This window comes from Pseudomonas sp. LRP2-20, assembly GCF_024349685.1.
Classification (GTDB): Bacteria; Pseudomonadota; Gammaproteobacteria; order Pseudomonadales; family Pseudomonadaceae; genus Aquipseudomonas.
On record NZ_AP025944.1, the window covers coordinates 3,865,777 to 3,882,183 of the forward strand.

28 protein-coding genes are annotated in these 16,407 nt (G+C 60.1%); 13 read left to right on the forward strand and 15 right to left on the reverse strand.

Features of this window, described 5'->3' with window-relative positions:
* Nucleotides 1-479 precede the first annotated feature (479 nt).
* The 13 genes from OCX61_RS17260 to OCX61_RS17320 all read right to left on the reverse strand — a co-directional run bounded on the left by OCX61_RS17260 (nucleotide 480) and on the right by OCX61_RS17320 (nucleotide 6,596).
* Nucleotides 480-716: a hypothetical protein gene (locus OCX61_RS17260; RefSeq protein WP_261940608.1), complete on the reverse strand. Its 237-nt coding sequence runs from the start codon at nucleotides 714-716 to the stop codon at nucleotides 480-482.
* Nucleotides 717-900: 184 nt separating this feature from the next.
* Nucleotides 901-1,410, reverse strand: a complete 510-nt coding sequence (locus tag OCX61_RS17265; protein WP_261940609.1) for an acyloxyacyl hydrolase — start codon at nucleotides 1,408-1,410, stop codon at nucleotides 901-903.
* A 234-nt stretch (nucleotides 1,411-1,644) separates the two neighbouring features.
* Nucleotides 1,645-2,181, reverse strand: coding sequence for a hypothetical protein (locus tag OCX61_RS17270; RefSeq protein ID WP_261940610.1), 537 nt, complete (start codon nucleotides 2,179-2,181; stop codon nucleotides 1,645-1,647).
* Nucleotides 2,178-2,300 carry a hypothetical protein gene (locus OCX61_RS17275; RefSeq protein WP_261940611.1) on the reverse strand — a complete coding sequence of 41 codons (123 nt, stop codon included), beginning with the start codon at nucleotides 2,298-2,300 and terminating at the stop codon, nucleotides 2,178-2,180. Before OCX61_RS17275 ends, OCX61_RS17270 begins: the two co-directional genes overlap by 4 nt.
* Nucleotides 2,297-2,899: a recombination protein NinG gene (locus OCX61_RS17280; protein ID WP_261940612.1), complete on the reverse strand. Its 603-nt coding sequence runs from the start codon at nucleotides 2,897-2,899 to the stop codon at nucleotides 2,297-2,299. The genes OCX61_RS17275 and OCX61_RS17280 overlap by 4 nt, the downstream gene beginning before the upstream one ends.
* Entirely contained in the window at nucleotides 2,899-3,297 is a 399-nt protein-coding gene (locus OCX61_RS17285; RefSeq protein WP_261940613.1) for a recombination protein NinB, read from the reverse strand. The genes OCX61_RS17280 and OCX61_RS17285 overlap by 1 nt, the downstream gene beginning before the upstream one ends.
* The gene (locus OCX61_RS17290) at nucleotides 3,290-3,511 is read right to left on the reverse strand and encodes a hypothetical protein (RefSeq protein WP_261940614.1); all 222 of its coding nucleotides are present in this window, start codon (nucleotides 3,509-3,511) and stop codon (nucleotides 3,290-3,292) included. The genes OCX61_RS17285 and OCX61_RS17290 overlap by 8 nt, the downstream gene beginning before the upstream one ends.
* Nucleotides 3,508-4,269 (reverse strand): replication protein P, encoded by a 762-nt coding sequence (locus tag OCX61_RS17295; protein WP_261940615.1) that lies wholly within the window; start codon nucleotides 4,267-4,269, stop codon nucleotides 3,508-3,510. The genes OCX61_RS17290 and OCX61_RS17295 overlap by 4 nt, the downstream gene beginning before the upstream one ends.
* The gene (locus OCX61_RS27475; RefSeq protein WP_261940616.1) at nucleotides 4,266-5,045 is read right to left on the reverse strand and encodes an LvrA C-terminal domain-related protein; all 780 of its coding nucleotides are present in this window, start codon (nucleotides 5,043-5,045) and stop codon (nucleotides 4,266-4,268) included. The genes OCX61_RS17295 and OCX61_RS27475 overlap by 4 nt, the downstream gene beginning before the upstream one ends.
* Nucleotides 5,045-5,773 (reverse strand): Rha family transcriptional regulator, encoded by a 729-nt coding sequence (locus OCX61_RS17305; RefSeq protein WP_410011117.1) that lies wholly within the window; start codon nucleotides 5,771-5,773, stop codon nucleotides 5,045-5,047. The genes OCX61_RS27475 and OCX61_RS17305 overlap by 1 nt, the downstream gene beginning before the upstream one ends.
* 167 nt (nucleotides 5,774-5,940) lie before the next feature.
* Nucleotides 5,941-6,120, reverse strand: a complete 180-nt coding sequence (locus OCX61_RS17310) for a hypothetical protein (protein WP_261940618.1) — start codon at nucleotides 6,118-6,120, stop codon at nucleotides 5,941-5,943.
* 19 nt (nucleotides 6,121-6,139) lie between these two features.
* Nucleotides 6,140-6,328, reverse strand: coding sequence for a hypothetical protein (locus OCX61_RS17315; protein ID WP_027919780.1), 189 nt, complete (start codon nucleotides 6,326-6,328; stop codon nucleotides 6,140-6,142).
* A 31-nt stretch (nucleotides 6,329-6,359) separates the two neighbouring features.
* On the reverse strand, nucleotides 6,360-6,596 hold the full coding sequence (locus OCX61_RS17320; RefSeq protein WP_261940619.1) for a hypothetical protein: 237 nt from the start codon (nucleotides 6,594-6,596) through the stop codon (nucleotides 6,360-6,362).
* A 113-nt stretch (nucleotides 6,597-6,709) separates the two neighbouring features.
* Between OCX61_RS17320 and OCX61_RS17325 the strand changes: the two genes are divergently transcribed.
* On the forward strand, nucleotides 6,710-7,552 hold the full coding sequence (locus OCX61_RS17325) for a S24 family peptidase (RefSeq protein ID WP_261940620.1): 843 nt from the start codon (nucleotides 6,710-6,712) through the stop codon (nucleotides 7,550-7,552).
* 97 nt (nucleotides 7,553-7,649) lie between these two features.
* On the forward strand, nucleotides 7,650-8,801 hold the full coding sequence (locus OCX61_RS17330; RefSeq protein ID WP_261940621.1) for a hypothetical protein: 1,152 nt from the start codon (nucleotides 7,650-7,652) through the stop codon (nucleotides 8,799-8,801).
* A 55-nt stretch (nucleotides 8,802-8,856) separates the two neighbouring features.
* Here the strand turns inward: OCX61_RS17330 and OCX61_RS17335 are convergent, their stop codons facing one another.
* Complete coding sequence (locus OCX61_RS17335; RefSeq protein ID WP_261940622.1) at nucleotides 8,857-9,180, reverse strand: DUF1654 domain-containing protein; 324 nt, start codon at nucleotides 9,178-9,180, stop codon at nucleotides 8,857-8,859.
* 623 nt (nucleotides 9,181-9,803) lie between these two features.
* Here OCX61_RS17335 and OCX61_RS17340 point away from each other — a divergent pair.
* The 10 genes from OCX61_RS17340 (at nucleotide 9,804) to OCX61_RS17385 (ending at nucleotide 15,414) form a co-directional block, all read left to right on the forward strand.
* Nucleotides 9,804-9,983, forward strand: a complete 180-nt coding sequence (locus OCX61_RS17340) for a hypothetical protein (protein ID WP_261940623.1) — start codon at nucleotides 9,804-9,806, stop codon at nucleotides 9,981-9,983.
* Nucleotides 9,984-10,525: 542 nt separating this feature from the next.
* Nucleotides 10,526-10,945: a hypothetical protein gene (locus tag OCX61_RS17345; RefSeq protein WP_261940624.1), complete on the forward strand. Its 420-nt coding sequence runs from the start codon at nucleotides 10,526-10,528 to the stop codon at nucleotides 10,943-10,945.
* On the forward strand, nucleotides 10,942-11,133 hold the full coding sequence (locus tag OCX61_RS17350; RefSeq protein ID WP_261940625.1) for a hypothetical protein: 192 nt from the start codon (nucleotides 10,942-10,944) through the stop codon (nucleotides 11,131-11,133). Before OCX61_RS17345 ends, OCX61_RS17350 begins: the two co-directional genes overlap by 4 nt.
* Nucleotides 11,130-11,345 (forward strand): hypothetical protein, encoded by a 216-nt coding sequence (locus tag OCX61_RS17355; protein WP_261940626.1) that lies wholly within the window; start codon nucleotides 11,130-11,132, stop codon nucleotides 11,343-11,345. Before OCX61_RS17350 ends, OCX61_RS17355 begins: the two co-directional genes overlap by 4 nt.
* A gap of 288 nt (nucleotides 11,346-11,633) precedes the next feature.
* Nucleotides 11,634-12,758 carry a coiled-coil domain-containing protein gene (locus tag OCX61_RS17360; protein WP_261940627.1) on the forward strand — a complete coding sequence of 375 codons (1,125 nt, stop codon included), beginning with the start codon at nucleotides 11,634-11,636 and terminating at the stop codon, nucleotides 12,756-12,758.
* 10 nt (nucleotides 12,759-12,768) lie between these two features.
* Nucleotides 12,769-13,530, forward strand: a complete 762-nt coding sequence (locus OCX61_RS17365; RefSeq protein WP_261940628.1) for an ERF family protein — start codon at nucleotides 12,769-12,771, stop codon at nucleotides 13,528-13,530.
* Nucleotides 13,514-14,131, forward strand: a complete 618-nt coding sequence (locus OCX61_RS17370; protein WP_261940629.1) for a lambda exonuclease family protein — start codon at nucleotides 13,514-13,516, stop codon at nucleotides 14,129-14,131. Before OCX61_RS17365 ends, OCX61_RS17370 begins: the two co-directional genes overlap by 17 nt.
* A 7-nt stretch (nucleotides 14,132-14,138) precedes the next feature.
* A complete protein-coding gene (locus tag OCX61_RS17375; protein WP_261940630.1) occupies nucleotides 14,139-14,681 on the forward strand; it encodes a hypothetical protein in 543 nt (180 codons plus the stop codon).
* 81 nt (nucleotides 14,682-14,762) lie between these two features.
* A complete protein-coding gene (locus tag OCX61_RS17380) occupies nucleotides 14,763-15,128 on the forward strand; it encodes a DUF7740 domain-containing protein (protein WP_261940631.1) in 366 nt (121 codons plus the stop codon).
* Nucleotides 15,103-15,414 carry a hypothetical protein gene (locus OCX61_RS17385; RefSeq protein ID WP_261940632.1) on the forward strand — a complete coding sequence of 104 codons (312 nt, stop codon included), beginning with the start codon at nucleotides 15,103-15,105 and terminating at the stop codon, nucleotides 15,412-15,414. The genes OCX61_RS17380 and OCX61_RS17385 overlap by 26 nt, the downstream gene beginning before the upstream one ends.
* Here OCX61_RS17385 and OCX61_RS17390 read toward each other — a convergent pair.
* The gene (locus tag OCX61_RS17390) at nucleotides 15,411-15,716 is read right to left on the reverse strand and encodes a hypothetical protein (protein WP_261940633.1); all 306 of its coding nucleotides are present in this window, start codon (nucleotides 15,714-15,716) and stop codon (nucleotides 15,411-15,413) included. The two genes, OCX61_RS17385 and OCX61_RS17390, sit on opposite strands and share 4 nt — an antisense overlap.
* 114 nt (nucleotides 15,717-15,830) lie before the next feature.
* Here OCX61_RS17390 and OCX61_RS17395 point away from each other — a divergent pair, with 114 nt between their 5' ends.
* Nucleotides 15,831-16,244: a hypothetical protein gene (locus OCX61_RS17395; protein WP_261940634.1), complete on the forward strand. Its 414-nt coding sequence runs from the start codon at nucleotides 15,831-15,833 to the stop codon at nucleotides 16,242-16,244.
* The last annotated feature ends 163 nt before the right edge of the window (nucleotides 16,245-16,407 follow it).

Sequence of the window (16,407 nt, forward strand, 5' to 3'; positions counted from 1 at the left end):
TTCACCTGAACAAAAAACCGCCCGAAGGCGGCTAGCTAATGACTTATTAGCGCTTTCCCAAATTTGTTGGGCGCTTCAATCAGCTCAAATGTTCTACTTCACGACTTTCTCGGATCATTTTTTACATCTTTCTCAGCAACCTTGTCGTGCCGACTATAGAGCTCTGCCTTTGAAGCCCGCTCGGTGTTGGCAGCCTTACTTCCCTCCGCCCTTGGGCCTTGGGGAGATGTATTTGCGCCAGAACTTTTTTCACCCTGGCGCGATGTTTTATCTGTCATATAAACCTCTGATGAGCCCAGTTATCCGAGCTCAATTAAATGAATTACTCAGCGAGTGATCCATCATTTGTACGCATCTGCCTCCGGTCATTCTCCGGACCTTTATCAAGGCCTGGCTCGTCATCATCTGGGGTGTATCCCAGTGGATCATCAGCCTCGAGGAGCGTATGTGGCGAAAGAGCCGTACTTGGTGGGGCGCGTTTACCAACGGCGCCCAGGATAAGTCCAACCAGTATTCTGACTACTGAACTTTTCCATATTTGAAGCTTTTTGATGCTCAGGGGAATCAGGTTCTTGTTCAGGTGTAGCGTCGGGATCGATATAATCGTCCCTATCCTCTGGGCTAGATTTGTCCAACACCTCGAGCTTTTCTGTACCTGATTCAACTTCGGATTCAAGCCCTGGCGATCCATCTGGTCTGGCAATGTCACTAGACATAAGTACCTCTCATTAACTCAGAAAATCTGAGCTAAGGCGAGTATGCGCCCTAAAGTGGCTATAGGGTGAAATACCAGACCACCGGGAAAACAAAAAATACCGAGGCAATGATGGGGACTTTTTAAGCCCTCTTCAAGAAACAAAAAGCCCGCACTTGGCGGGCAAGGGAGCTACGCAGAATGAGTTAAATCTGGTGGCTGTAGAACAGGGAGTACGACTCGATGCCGTCGTTCGGCTGCTTGATACCAGCGTTGGAGTAGTGAATCGCTCGGATACCAACCTTCTGCGTCTCGCCGATCTTCAAGCCTGCGCCGATGCGGTCTTCGAAGTTGAAGGCCGAACCAAAGTCCTGGTCGCCTGCGGATGTACCAGAGAAGACCGCAAGGCCGATGCCAGCCTCAACGAATGGCTTCACGTTACCGCTACCGAACTCGTAAACGAAAACGGGCGCAAAGGATAGCGAATGAGCGCCGCCAGAGGCATCACCTGCTTCCCAGTAGGTGTAACCAGCATCCCAGTACCCGGTGAGACGACCAGTGCTGCTTTCCAGCCAGCTCTTGTCCCAGTCAAACCCGATTCCAACGCGCGCGGTCAGGCCACCCTGACTGGTCGCTCCAACGGCCCCGGACAATTCAGCGGCCTGAGCACCGACAGCAAAAAAAGAGAGCACCGCTGCGGCGATGATATTTTTCATAATCACGGAATTCCTGATGAATTTTTCTTAGCAAGCTATGTGAATCAGATTGCCATCAATTCGTTCCGTGGGTTCTGAAAAATTCTGAAAATAAGCGAAACGCAGGCAGCGGGCCTATTGAGGCCCTCTTCGGGCAATAAAAAACCCGGCACTATGGCCGGGTTCTGTACATCACTCCTCAACACGCGCGGGAATGACAGGATGGGGATATATTCGGCAAAGCGGCAAAGGATGTCAAGCGGCCATCTTCACAAACAGCTCCTCCTGCTCCAGAAGCTCTACGCCGGCGGTGATGGCCTCCCCCGCCATTTCGTCCAGCGCCTTGTAGATCTTGCGGCGCCAGTCACGACGAGTGCGCTCCGGCGTGCCCTTGTTGTCGTCCCACTGGTTCATGTCGTAGATGTTCGCCTGCAGGATGGTAGACGAGCGCTTGCCATCCGCCCCAGGCTTCTGCGGCTCAGCCCACGTCAGCACGGCGTAGAACTTGAAGTGCTGGTGGGCGTGGGTGGCGATCACCCGCCCGAGCCCCTTGATTGCCTGGCCGCGCTCTCCGGCGTCCAGAGTGTAGCGCGCGATGAGCGCATTCCAGTGGCGCGGCAGTAGGCGCTTGTGCAACAGGCTCCGGTACTCGCAGTCGAGTTCGAAGCGCTCCTGTCGGCTCATCCCGCCGTAACCTGCGCAGCCTTGGTCAGCATCGACCCAGGCCGCCGAGGCCGTTTTCCCTTCAGATCCGGCCAGCAGGATGCGGACCAGTACGGCAGTCTTGTTCATGCCCGCTCCCCCCACTTGCGCTTGGCCTCGATGGCGATGCCGCGCCCGATGGTGTAAGCGCCGATGATCATCATCCCCAGGATCAGCAGCTGGCCGCTGTCGGTTGGTGTCCAGTTCATGCTGCTGCCCTCCGTAGGTCTTTGAGTTTTTGCCTGTACAGGGCCTTGATGGCCTGCAGGTCTTCGATGGTCAGGCGCAGGGCCTTATGAGGGCCTTCCAGCCACTCGACCTGGTCTACGCCAATGCGTCTCACCAGGCGGATCCGGTACTCGACGGCATTGCCCGACAGGTTCCGGTTGCACTTCACGCACTGACGGTGGACGTTCAGCGGCTCGAAGCGCAACTCCGGGCAGGCGCCCACTGACCGGTAATGGCCGGCGTCCCAGCGGCTGCCGGTGATGAGGTCGTGGTCGCTCGGCAGCGAGTCGCAGCTGATGCACGGCAGGCCGGCGTCACGCTCCCGGATGTAGGCGTTGAAGACGTCCTGAGCCTCTTTCATGTGCTCGCGTCGGGTCTTCAACTTCTCCCGGCGCTCCTGCAGGTCCTGGCGGGCCTGCTTGGTGATGGCCTTGGCCGCGATCTTCTGCAGCTTTGGATCCTTGGCCATGGCCTTGGCGCAGGCGATGCTGCACACCTTCTGCGTGGTCATGGTCGGCTTGAAGGGCTTACCGCAACCTGGTGCCTTGCACTTCTTCGGTTTGATCTCCTTGGCAAGCATCAGTACCGCCCTCCCCACCGATCCGGCTCCGTCCAGCGCACGCCATGCTCGGCGCCGAAGGCGTGCATCACTTCGAACAGGTCGCTGAACCACTTCTGCGACTGCTTGCGGGTCGAGACACCCAGGACGACGAAGCCGCCGTCGATACCCGGCACCGCATCCTGCTTCTGCACCGCAGCGCTGAAGATGTGCTTCCAGTCCTCGTCAGTGAGCTTGCGGCCGTACCACTCGACCTGCTGAGAGACGTCGCGGAGCATGGCCCACATCTTTCGGTTGCAGACATCCGGGCGCTTCTCGTCGCGGATGACCACTACCTTGGGCTTGGTCAGGTCGATGGCGTGCAGGGCGCCGTAGAGGCGGTTGAGGTCCTGGGCGCTACGAAGAGCGAACTCAGACACTGGCCACCTCCTGCAGCTGCTTCTCCGCAGCGCGTACACGGGCGGTGAGCTCGCTGATCTCATCGAGCAGGCCCAGCGCGACTTCCTCCACAGTCGTCTCACCAAGGAACTTGTCCAGGGCATCGGTGTGTCGCTCAAAGGCATCGCCACCCGACCGCCAGGACGCCACAACGGACCACAGCAAGGGCTGTAGTTTTTTCTTGTCGATGGTCATACGCCCTCCCCGGCCGGCTGCCCGGCGCGCTTGATGTTCAACTTGGCCAGCAGGTGTGCACGGCACGCGGCGGCGCTGGTTGGGATTTTCTGGATCTCCAGCAGGCGGACCTGTCGCTGGCTGGCGTGCTCGTCGGCCAGCTGGGCGGCGCTCTTCTGGCTGTCGTGGCCGATGCCGGTAGCGATGTCGCCAAGTGGCTCGCCAGCGACCAGCATGCGGATGGTGATGTCGTAGGCCCGGGCGAAGACCTTCTCGGCCCGCTCCACCTCCATCGACCCCAGGTTCTGCGCCTCGCACTGCATAGCAGCGTGGCGCACCGCTACGTGCGACCAGGTGCGGGAACCTGCCCTGCTGGGGTGGAAATTCTCCAGCGCCTCGGCCAGGGCCCGCGCAAGCGGCGGGATGCCCATCTCTTCCGGCGTCGGCTGGCACAGCTTGATGAACTTGCCACTGCTCGGGGCGAAGTCGGTACCCAGCACACGGCACTTCTGGATGCCGAAGCGGATCTGTTCGAGCGTGTTGATGCCCGCCGCGACGAATGACTTGATCCAGCTGCGCTTGGCAGCCTTCAGGGCCTCGTCATCCGGCCACGCCTGCTTCCACGCCGGGAAGATTGCCTGCAGCTCCTTGAACAGGGCGTTGACCACTTCGGTGGTGCCTGGGTCCAGCTGCTTGGCTGGGGCCTGGACCTCGGCTGGCAGGTTGCGGGCCGTGGCCATGATCTGGGTGACGCTCTTGGCCTTGGTGGGCGTGCTCATAGCACCCCCAAGTCATCAGCCCAGCTGGTGTCGTCGAAGTCAGGCCCATTGCGTTGGCGGCGCGGAGGGAACTGGTGGACGTTGCCGGCCTGGGGTAGCTCGTCGTCCCAGCGTTTGCCGTTCAGCCAAGTGGCCGGATGCGGAATGAACTGGCCACCGTCCTTCATCCAGTCCGGCGAAACAGCCCAGGCAGCCAGCGCGCTCGCCATGCGCTCGAACAGCTCGGCGTCGACCTTGAGTTTTCCCCAGGCCTTCTCGGCATTGGCCTTGCCTACCTTTCGCGGGTAGAGCTTCCAGAACCGAGCGAACAGGTCGCCGTCATCGCTCGATGACGAAGGTTTTTGATCTTGATCTTTCTCTTCTCTTCTCTTCTCTTCTCTGGTCCGCATTCTGTCCGCATCATCTGCGGACGAATTGCGGACAGAATCAGCCTTTCGAGAAACTCTCTTGCGCTCACTGTCGTTGGCGCGGCGCTTTGCGCTGGCCCCGTTGTGCTCGTCAAAGCGAGGCATGACAAGGCTTCCATGCTCATCGATGTCCGCCCATTCGACATCGACCATGGCCTGAGTGAAGCCTGGCCAGCCGATCACAGCATCCATGGCGTCGGTGGTGTACCCATGCAACACGCCATCGTCAGAGTGCGTGTCAAAGATGCTCCAGGCGACATGCAGTCCGCCGATCACCCGCAATCTGTCCGCACTCAATGCGGACACCATGCGGAAAACTTTCGGATGCGTCTGAAGATCTACGCGCATTTTGATCCAGTCTCCGGCCATTACTTGGCTCCCACGCCGACCAGGTCGACGAGCTCTTCGAAACGATCGATGTACCAGTGCGGCTGCGTTTCTCGCGGGCACTGAGGGCTGGTGATGTTCTTGCCGTAGCGCAGGCCCTTATCAGTCACAGACCAGAAGCACACAGGTTCGCGCTTGCTGTTCTGCCGTGTTCGAGCCTGGAGGAAGCCGAGTCCGGCTAGGGCACGGTTGAAAGCAGGGGCCGAAGTGTTCACTCCGTGGCGCTTGAGCAGAGCTGTCACAGCCATGGTTGGCATTGAGCTTCCACCTGTGGCATCCGGTGGTGAGTCGATTGCGTAGCTCGGGAGGAACTGCGGGTCTAGCCCGTTGTTCTCGGCGATCTTGGTCAGCATCGCCAATTGGCTCGATGGAGCCGGCTTCAGCAGGCGCGTGAAGCACTCCATGATGGCGATCTCACCAATCACCTTGGTGCCATTGGTCGTCACCGCCTGGCGGGCTTCGGACTGGCCCTCCAGCTCACGCCATCGGCGGATCACCTTCATGCGCAGGGCCGGGCTGTAGCCGGTCAGCAGGCAATCGGTGTGCTCACGGTCGAGCAGGTACTGCACCTGCTCACGGTTTCTCCCGTCGAGATAGATGTCCTCAAAATTGAGGGGATCGATCTTGAGGTCTTTCAGCATGGCGACAATGTCGCGCTTGACGTTGTCATGGCGCTTGCCAGTCAAGCTGGCAATCTCCTTGGACGACATTGTGCGCGCCACAAATCCGCTGACTGCATTTTGTGGCGCGGGCCTCTGGAGGCCCTGTACATCTGGTGGTTGGATATGCATAATCGACTCCAGTCATATGCAGTTGAAAAGGCCGGGCCGCAATCCCGGCTTTTTTTTGCCCGCAATTCGGGCTTATCAGGGCCTGATCAGGACCTGACGTGGAACGGCTTCACATTACCTCTTGGGCTGCGAGGCTTCGTTCGGCTTGCCAGCTCTTTTCGGATCAGCTCAGCCGCGAGTTCTTCAGGGCTGACGCCCCGTCTTTTCGCTTCCTGCTCAAGCTGATTCGTCAATTCCTGGTCCAAGCCGATCTGTTCGATAGGCATTGGCCCCTCCTAAGGGCCTTCAGGCCACGTGCTGATCGCCGGTATTCTCCGAAGCCAGGGCAGCCAGCTGAGCCTCAAGCAGCTCACGGCAGAGCACAGCGCGCTGAGTACGATGAAACTTGGCCAGCGCCTGAATCAGTTCGAACGTGTCCTCATCGACCCGGACCTTGATCTCGCGGTCATGCAGGTGCTTGGGATTGGCGTACATGCGGGGATTGCTCCTTGCTATGGAAATTGAGTTACGCGGCGCCCTTCAGCGCCTTGCGTGCAAACGAGATGAGGTCTGGGCGAAGGCCGGCGATTGTGATTTCGCCGCCCGAGGCGTCCTGCAGACGTTCAGCCAGGTCGACAGAGGCCTTCCGATGACCACCCGCGAGCTGCCAGAGGTGGCCGACAGTGGTCTTAGCAGCGGCCGCTACATCCCGCCGGCGCTCATTTGTGGCACTCGCCAACCATTCACGGAGGTGATCATTCATGTGGGTTCTCCTTACACATATGGCGAAATTTAGCTTATGGCTAATGTTCGAGCAAGGGGAATTTAGCTTTGCGCACATTTAGCACAGGGCTAAACACTGGCATTCTTCGCGCCATGGATATCTACGAAATTCGCAAGCACAACCTGGTCAAGCTGATCGGCAACCAGAGAAAAGGGTCCTGCGCGGAGCGCTGGGGGATGGCTCCTGCACACCTAAGCCAGATCCTCTCCGACAAGACGGCGAAGAACCTGGGCGACGACGTAGCGCGCCGGATAGAGGAAGTTGAGGGGTTGCCGAGAGGCTGGTTCGACTCTATCCCTTCGGGTGACGACGCGCAGCCACTGGTTGAAGCTGTGGACAGCAAGTTGTCGGCTGCAGATTTGGTAAAGCAGATGCTCGCGAAAAGCGGGAGAGGTATTCCTGAGGAAACCCGTCAGAGGCTACTGGCTGCAGCCGAGGAGCCAGCTCCTGCGGTCGCTCCAGCCGACAGTGGAGTAGTCAAGGCAGATTTCAACCGCCCCGGCCTGGTTGGTGATGAGGTCTGGATCGCCCACTATGACGTGCGTGGCGCCATGGGCGGCGGCGAACAAACCCATGATTTCCCCGAGATGCTGCAGGACGTGCGCGTCAGCCCCCGACACCTGCGTGAGCTGGGCGTTGAGTTCAAAGAGCACTATCACCTGAAGCTCGTCACAGGTTGGGGTCAGTCCATGGCACCCACGATCAAAAACCGCGACCCACTGATCGTCGACGTCAGCATTCGGGAATTCGCTGGTGACGGGATCTACTACTTCTCCTGGGGTGGTCACGAGTACATCAAGCGCCTGCAGATCGCGGACGAGGAGTATTTTGAGATGATCTCGGACAACCCGAAGCACAAGGATCGGATGATTCGCAGGGAAGAGACCTACATCCAGGCTCGGGTGCTTCTCGTTTGGAATGCTCATCTGGTTTGAACCATGTAAAGAACGAGCCCGCTAAAGCGGGCTCTTTTCTGCCCAGTGATAGCATTTGGCCACAATGGTAGAATTCATTTTTTACATGGAGATTGTCATGCGTAGGGTAAGTACCGCATTACTGCTTGTCGCTATAGGCCTCACATCAGGTTGCTTCAAGAATGAATTAAGCCCTGAAGAGAAGGCGCTCGTTGACAGCCTTCGCACAGAGCTCAAAGCCACGCAGTCAGAACTCAATGACGCGAAAGCAAAGGATGCAACGCTGTCGGGTGGACTGATGAAGGCCCTAGTTGGCATTCGTGTCGAAATACTCGGGGCCAATGTGGGCTTGCTGGAACAGCGCCTCAATGCTCTCGAATCCGGATCTCCCATTAAACAAGTCACACAGGTCAGCAAAGCTGAACCGGAGCTGGCTAAAAAACTTGAGGCGGAGATCTCCGTCGCGAATGAAGATCTAGCTAAATCTAGAGCTGATGCCGCCGTCACCGGAGGATTAGTCGGCGTGATGAAAGCGGCAGGCGTGGCCACCAAAGAACAAACGCTTGCGATGCTCCAGCAGAGGTACTTGGTTGCGAAGTACGGTCTGAGTCTGCCATTACCTCCCGTGCAGGCAGTGCCCGCTACTGCTGAGGTCGCGCCCAATGCTCAGGTCAACTCGCCGCTTCCAGCGGCAGGGAAGCAAGCCCCTGAATTACCTGCAGGCAGTGGACCTTTCGGTCTAGAGGCCGGATTAAGTAAAGACCTGATTGAGAGGATGACCGGGCAGCTGCTTACTGTAGAAGACGAAGCTCAGAGCCTCTACATGCTCGAGTCTCCACCTAAGCCCAACGATGCCTTTGAACAGTATGGTCTTATCATTTCCCCAACGGTCGGGCTGTGTCAGATCCGCGCTATTGGTAAAACAATCAATACCAACGATTACGGGCACCAGCTGCGTGATGCGTTCAATGGCCTGCAATCGGCACTTACTACCGTCTATGGAAAACCCCAGGTGCTAGATGCTCTTATGCCAGGAAGTATCTGGAAGGACTCTCGAGACTGGATGATGGCATTGCGAAAGAAGGACCGTTCGCTGATTGCAGAATGGAAGTCGACTCAGTCGGCCCCTCTCAAAAGCGATGTGAAAAACATCACCATGGTTGCCCGCGCTCAAAACACTGATAAAGGCTACATAGTGGCTCAATACTCATTTTCTAACGAACCTACATGCGAAGCTGAAGAAAATCAGCGAACAACTGGTTCGCTTTGAGTCCCCAGTAGCAAGGAAGCCCGCCTGACTGGCGGGCGGGCTTTCGCATTAGATATCAGAATGGAGCCTCTTCGGCCACCTCAACCTCGCTATCCTCCTCAATGATAAAGTCGTCTCGCTCCTGAAGCGCACTTCGCTCCCACCGGACGGTCACCGTGCCGTCGTCATTGAACGTCAGATCCAGCTCGGGCACCTCAGCGATCAGCCCGATCACCTCCTCCCACTCTGCCTCCCCGTCCGTGTCCAGGCGATGGATCGTCACCCAGCGCTGCGTCTGCGCGATCGGGTGATTGATCATCGAAGACACCCTCAGGCTTAGCCGCTCTAACCCGGTGATTTCCTGGCGCTGCTTCGGCGCCGCTTTGTTCTGCTTGGACATAGCTCCATCTCCGAAAGCTGTATATTCGTACAGTGATTTCAGAATCATAGCGCAGTGCTAAATCTCAGGTAAAGGCCCTGCTCAAGAACTCCAGCCCTGGAGGAATTTTGTCGCTCGGCGAAAATAATTTAGCTTTGAGCTATTGACGACGCTTTAGCGCTTGGCTAAATTTCACCTCAAGCAGTCACCCACCAGGGACTGCCGAGGCCCTCTCCGGCCGCCGCTCTTTAACAGCCAGCGCAACAACAAACAGACCGCATTGCCTCTACCGGCGACCGGCGAGCAGACAGGCCCGAAAGCCTGCCAACGATAGGGAGAACCCTATACGGCTGCTCGAGGTGAAACGCCCCTACAAGCCCTGACCGTGTGAATGACCCGGCATGCAATGCGCCCCGCCATCCCCGGCGGCAGTAGGGAGGAAGCGAGCGGCGCCCACCGGTAACCGGCGGCGCGGTGAGCGACCAGACAACAGCGTGCGAACTGGACAAGGGCCAGGTGGTACCGGATGCGCACCGAACAGATTTGAGCCAGCGACCGACGCCAGTAGCGGGTTGCGGCAGATTTCCTCGATGCCCTTCTCGCGAGGGGTATCAGAGAAATCAACCCAGAGAAAGGAGCTCTTCATGAGCGGATTCACCAAAGGCCAGGCCGTCATCCTCACCAACCCACGCGGCGTCGATAAGGCCGGCAAGTTCGTCGGCGTCAAGAACCTCGGCACCGGGCGCGGTGGCGGCGACTACTTGGTGGTCGACGTCGAAGGCAAGGAACTGAAGGCCCGCGCCAGCAAGGTGCGCGCCGCCTGATTTCACTGGCTGGCCTTGGCGACAGGGCCAGACGGGAAATCAACCGCCCTGGAGGGCAAGACGATGCAACGCTTCGTAGTTTCGACTCGACTGCCAAAGTTCTACCGCGACCAGGGCTACCGCGCTGAGATCATTGATCGTAGACACCCTGAGCCAACCGGCCCAGCCCCAGTCGCTATCGCATGGTTCCACAGCAAGCCGGAGGCAGATGCCTTCCTTGCCCAGCACTTCAACTGAACAACCAGCGCCACGTCAGCCTGACGTTAACTGCCCGATGCCCTGCTCCCCATCGCAGGCTGCATCGGTGGCCACTCTGAACGCGAGTTGATCGCCGCGAATTGTGAGCGTGGGTAGCGTCTCTCCGCATGGTGAGGCGTCCCGACACCCGGTTTGCCCCGGAGAGTGGCCACCGATGCATCCCGCATCCCCTTCCCTTCACTTCGACCGCATTAGGCAGGCGCCAGGCCACCTTTCACGGTGGGTTTGGTCACCCGCGCCTGGCTCCTGGCCAATGCGGCCGCACAACCGACAAGGAGGACGCCATGGGCGCACTTCGAGCAGCACAATGGCGGTACGACCATGCTGAGCCGGAAGACGACTCGGCGTATCAGGAAGCGGCGCAAAACTGGATCGAGAGCAAGGCCGAGGAGCTGGTTGGCGGCTGCGATGTTCTGATCCCGCAGCGCTTTGGCGGGCCGGTTGGCGTGCGCCAAGAGCAGTTCGTGGCCAAGCTGGCCGAGTATCTTCGCGCTCTGCAAGAAGCTGAGAAGGACGACCTCAACGCCCTAGCCCTACTCCTGCTCCAGGCGCAGGCCGGCGGCCCGGTTAAGAGCATGGTCCCTGACATCCTCGGCCCTAGCGACCACGTCGGCGGAAAGCTCTTCGAGATCGCCGAGTCGATGCTTGAAGGGTACGCCGAACAAGGCGTGCAGCACGACGCCGATCAGGCCAATGAGCCATGAGCCCGCACGTCCTGCTCGACAACGAATTGGATGCCCTGGCCGACCCATCAACCCCGCTCAGCTGGTCCGTGATGATCCAGAAGCAGCTCACCGAAATGATGGCCGACCAGCGCATCACCATCGAAGAGTTCAACCACTACTGCGGGCGCCTCAACAAGATCGTTGACGGGCGCAAGGAGGTTGCATGACTACGCCGATCTTCCCGTCGATCATCGACGACCAGGTGGCCGAGGCTGCTCAGGCCGTGCCAGACGACCGCATCCTGATGGTGTTCAAGGGCCTGACGATGGAGGACGCCATGAATCAGGCGCGCCTGGCTCACATCGAGAATCCGGCGGCTTGGTCTGGCCGGGCCTACCTGTGCGGCATGTGCACCCTCGCCTACGAGGTCCGCACGTGAGCCGCCAGCAGGCCAGGCGCATGGCATTCTGGCGGGGCTCCTTCTCCATGCTCTTCGCCTGCACCTTCTTCATGCTCGCCAGCTCACTGGCCAGCAGCATCACTTCCTGAATCACACGCACCCGAGCACGGCGGGCCGCACTGCGGATAACCGTACCCCTTCGGGAGCGTAAGCGGCGAGAGCGCGCAACCATCCACCGCAGCCAGGGCCTGGAGCGTACCTCCGTGCCTGGGTGACCTGGCATTCCCTATTCCAACTGACGGCGCCGGCCAGGCGCGAGGTTTTCTAATGTCCGCAGAACAGAAACTGATCGCGATCGAAGAGATCAGCGAGGCGAACGCCCCGGCCATCTACGTGGCTGGCGGCCTGCAGCAATTTATCGACCTGGTGAAGTCCGAGATCGAAGGCGAAGTGCCAGACCTCACCACCCGCAAGGGTCGTGAGCGGATCGCCAGCTTGGCCGCCAAGGTCAGCAAGTCGAAGACGGCCGTCGAGAAGCCCGGCCGCGACTACCTGCGCCGGCTCAAGGAAATGCCGAAGGTGGTCGAGGCCGAGCTTCGCGAGTTCGTGACCAAGATGGACACGCTGCGGGATGAAACGCGCCGACCGCTCACCGAGTGGGAAGCCGCCGAGGATGCCCGCATAGATCGCCACAACGACGCCATCAACCGCATGAAAGACCTGGCCACCGAGCTGGCCGCGCTGGATGCAGAGCAGCTGCAGGCACGCATCACCGAGCTCTCCGCGTTTGTCCTGGGCGATGCCTGGGAGGAATTCGAAGCCGAGGCCGCCCGAGCCAAAGAATCGTCGATGAGTGCTCTGCAGGCCGCCCTGGCCGCACGCCAGAAGTACGACGCCGAGCAGGCCGAGCTAGCCCGCCTGCGCCGCGAGGCAGAAGAGCGCGCCGAGCAAGACCGCATTCGGGCAGCACAGGAGGCCGCCGTCGAGGCCGAGCGCCAGCGCGTGGCACAGCAGCAACAAGCCGAGCGCGAAGCTGCAGCCCGCCGCGAGCAGGAGCTGCTTGATCAGGCCGCTGCGCAAGAACGCGAAGCCGAGAACCAGCGCCTGCAGCTCAAGCTCCAGACGGAACAAGCCGAGCGCGCCAGGGTGCAGGCCGAGGCCGATCGCGTGGCCGCCGAGCAGCGGATGGAGCAGGAGCGTCAGGCTGCAGCATTACAGGCTGAGCGCGACATTGAGCTTGCCCGCGAGGACGAGCGCCGCCGAGCTGATGCCGCTGCTGCCGAGATCCTCCGCCAGCAAGAAGCCCGCGAGGCCGACAAAGCGCACCGGGCCAGCATCAACCGAGCCGCCATGGAGGCCTTCATCGCAGAGGGCATGCCTGAGGCCTGCGCCAAGCAAGCGGTCACCCTGATCGCGCAGCGCAAGATTCCGAACATCGCCATTTCCTACTGAGGCACCGACCATGAGCAGCACGATTATTGTGCCGGAGCAGCGCCGCCAGATGACCGCGCCAGCCCAGGCAGACAGTAGCATCCTGGCCGTCATCAGCCGGGCTGCCACCGACCCAACCTGCGACATCGACAAGCTGGAACGGCTCATGGCCATGCATGAGCGCATGCAGGCCCGTGATGCTGAGGCGGAGTTCAACGCGGCAATGGCTGCCATGCAGAGCGACATCCCGAGCATCGCCGAGCGCGGCGCCATCGTCGTGAATGGCCAGAAGCGCAGCGACTACGCCACCTTTGAAGACATCAACGATGTGATCAAGCCGATCATGCAGACGCACGGCTTCGCGATCACCTTCAAAGTCGAGAACGTGCCGGCTGGCCTAAGCGTCACCGGCATCCTGATGCACCGTGCCGGACACCGCGAGAGCACAACCATGCTGCTCCCGCTCGACACCAGCGGCAGCAAGAACGCTGTCCAGGCGGTCGGGTCGTCCACCAGCTACGGCAAGCGCTACGTCATGAGCGCCCTGCTGAACCTCACGACCAGGGGCGAGGACGACGACGGCCATGCCGCTGTGCCAACGGCAAACGTCACCAGCGTGCAGGCGGCAGGCATCACCGCCCTGCTCGGTCGCTGCACACAGAAGACCCGCGACTGGTTCACCAGTGAGTATGGAACAGCCGAATGCGTACCGAAGGGTCGCCATGACCTGCTGGTTGCGCAGCTGAACAAGGCCATCAAGGCCGCGGAGGCCGCAAATGCAGATAATCAGTGACATCGAGCAAGGCACTCAGGCCTGGCTGGACCTGCGCCTGGGCATCATCACCTGCAGCGAGCTGGATTGCCTGCTGGTGAACGGCAAGGGCGAGGCTGGTTTCGGCGCCGGCGCCTTCACCTACATGAACACCCTGATCGGCGAGCGCATCACCGGTGAAGCGGCCGACCCGTTCACCGGTAACCGCCACACAGAGCGCGGGCACGAACTGGAAGGCACCGCCCGAAGCCTGTATTGCGACCGTGAGGACGTCCAGACCCAGCAGGTGGGGATCATCCTGAATCACGGCATTGGCTACTCGCCAGACGCTCTGGTCGGCGAAAACGGCTTGACCGAGATCAAGACCAAGCTGCCAAAGCTGCAGGTCGACGTGATCCTGGGCGGCGAGATCCCGAAAGAGCATGTCGCTCAGTGCCAGGGTGGGCTGTGGGTGTCTGAGCGCGAGTGGATCGATTTCATCTGCTATTGGCCAGGCATGCCGCTGTTCGTGAAGCGTGCCTACCGGGACGAGGCGATGATCCGCAAGCTCTCGGAGCGCGTGAAAACCTTCTACGAAATCCTCGACGAGCGCATGAATCGCGTGCTCGGAATCGCAGCATGAGGTGAGCATGAACCAATCCATCGACCTGGAGGCCGCCAAAGCGGCCTTCTTCGCGTCTGGCGGCCAACTGGTTGTGCTGGAGGGATTCACCTACCGGCCGCTGCCACCGCGCAAAGGACCTGAAGTGCAGCCGGCGTCGGCCACCAAGGTGCCTTCCAAGAAGGCCGAGCCATCGCCCCGCAAGGAAAAAATGAAAGCCCGCGCCGACCAGGTGGCCGAAATGGCCAAGACCATGACGTGTCAGCAGGTCCATGAGGCCGCTGGCATTTCCAAGCAGGCCCTATTCCGGGCCTCACGGGAAGGCAACTTCGTGTTCCGGCGCGCAGAGCGGAAGAAGTCGGCCAACAGTAAGCGCGATGCCCAGCGCCAGATCCAGCGGAACCTGAAGCGGATCGAGGAGCTGAAGGTGGTCCAGCAAATCTGCGCCCTGCGCGACACCGGCTTGCACCGCGCCCAGGTAGCCGAGCAGTTGGGCCTGAATTACGGAACGCTGGTGAAGATCATCGAGCGCAACGATATCAACTTCCCGCGGGTGCGTGTCAGGAAATGAAGCGCATCAGCACCATGGTCCGCCAGCGCCGGCGGCAAGAACAGTTCCACCTGCCGCCCAGCGGCCTCTCGGAGCACAGACATGCAGAAAGCACCTTCTGGTGTGGTAACCCTGCCGGCCTGGATGAATCGGCCGGTCAGGAAGCTGTACAACACCCGCAGCGGCGGTCAGTACCGGCCTGATGATGTGGCCCTGGCCTTTGCCCTTAGCCTGCGCGTGCACGACAGCGCCGATCACTTGCGCAGGCTTGCCCGGCGCCTGGTGGACAAGGTCTGCCTGGAGCATCAGCCGAACATGAAGCGGCTGTCCCGCGAGCCGGACGACGCCAAGGTGTTCGACGCCGCGCTCAAGATCATCAACCGGGTTTGCGACCTGCTGGAGTACGCGCCTGGCACCGCATTCGTGCGCAATGGAGGCGATGATGGCTCTGACGCAGCAGCAGCGTGACGAGAAGCGTCGGGCGAAGGCCGAGCGCCTGCAGGAGGAAGACCTGCGCTTGAAGGTTCGACCAGGGACTAAGCAGGCCCTGCTGGAACTGATGGAGTGGGCCGGGATCAACGAACAGGGCGAGGCGATGACGCTGATGATTCATCACTTGCATGGGCTGGGCCCGGGAGGCGCGCTGCCGCTGCTGACACCTCCGCGCCACGAAATCACGGTGTCACCGGCTGTGGCGCGAAAGCTTGAGAATTTCCGGGCGCGCGAGGCGCTCCGTATTTGCTCCGATGGCTAGACGGACTTTGCCGGAGCACCAGCTCTCGCTACCGCCAGCCTCAAGAGCGATGACAGAGCCTCACCGAATCCTACTTCGCGCTTTCCAACGGCCTGAGCCAAGTCGTCGTCACTGAATATTTGCTCTTGGAGAAGCTCTCCATTTTCTTTATTTATCGATAGGTACCCTTCGCTCACTACGCCGTGAACAAGCCCCACTGCAAATGTGGAATACTTTCCGTTCTCATGCTGATGCTCCTTACGTTCCGCATCCGGGTATTTTCCGAAGAACGATACGAAAGCGGTATGTCGCTGCAATTCCATTGAGAGTCTCCATCTTTCCGGCCCCATGCCGGTCACCCGTAATACCCCATCCCAAACCAAATTGCCACCATGCCGCATCCGGCCACGGAGGGCGGCGCATGCATGGAGAAAGCCATGAGCAACTACAACTGCGACCACGTTCGACGCACCTACGACGTGCCGGCCGAGATCGGCCGCCGCGTGATCGCCAACGGTGAGCCAGGCGTCATCATGGCCGACCGCGGCCACTACATCGGGGTCATCCTCGACAGCGACCCGAAGAAGCGCATCCGCAACTACCACCCAACCTGGGAGATGCAGTACGGCGAGATGGCCGAGAAGCTGCCACTCAAGCAGTGGCAGGTCCTCACCAACGGGATGTACGACTGGGACGACGTGCGTTACATGCTGGGCGATGCGCGCCATTACGTGCAGCGTGTTTGGGCCGCCACTCGCAGCCAGGCCAAGTATCGGGCCTATCAAGAGCTGGCCGAGTGCTTCAACGACGACGCCACCGCCATGCTGTCGTTCAAGGTACGTGCCGCCTGACTCTCCGCCGCTTCCGGACAATCAGCGGCACGATGATGATCTACTTGCACTGCAACGCCACTTCTCCCAAAGGACCGCCAGTTCCATTGGCTGAAAATGCGACGACGCATTGCATCGCTCCACAATTGCAATTGTAAACGGCGTGCTTATTCCCAATCAGGTT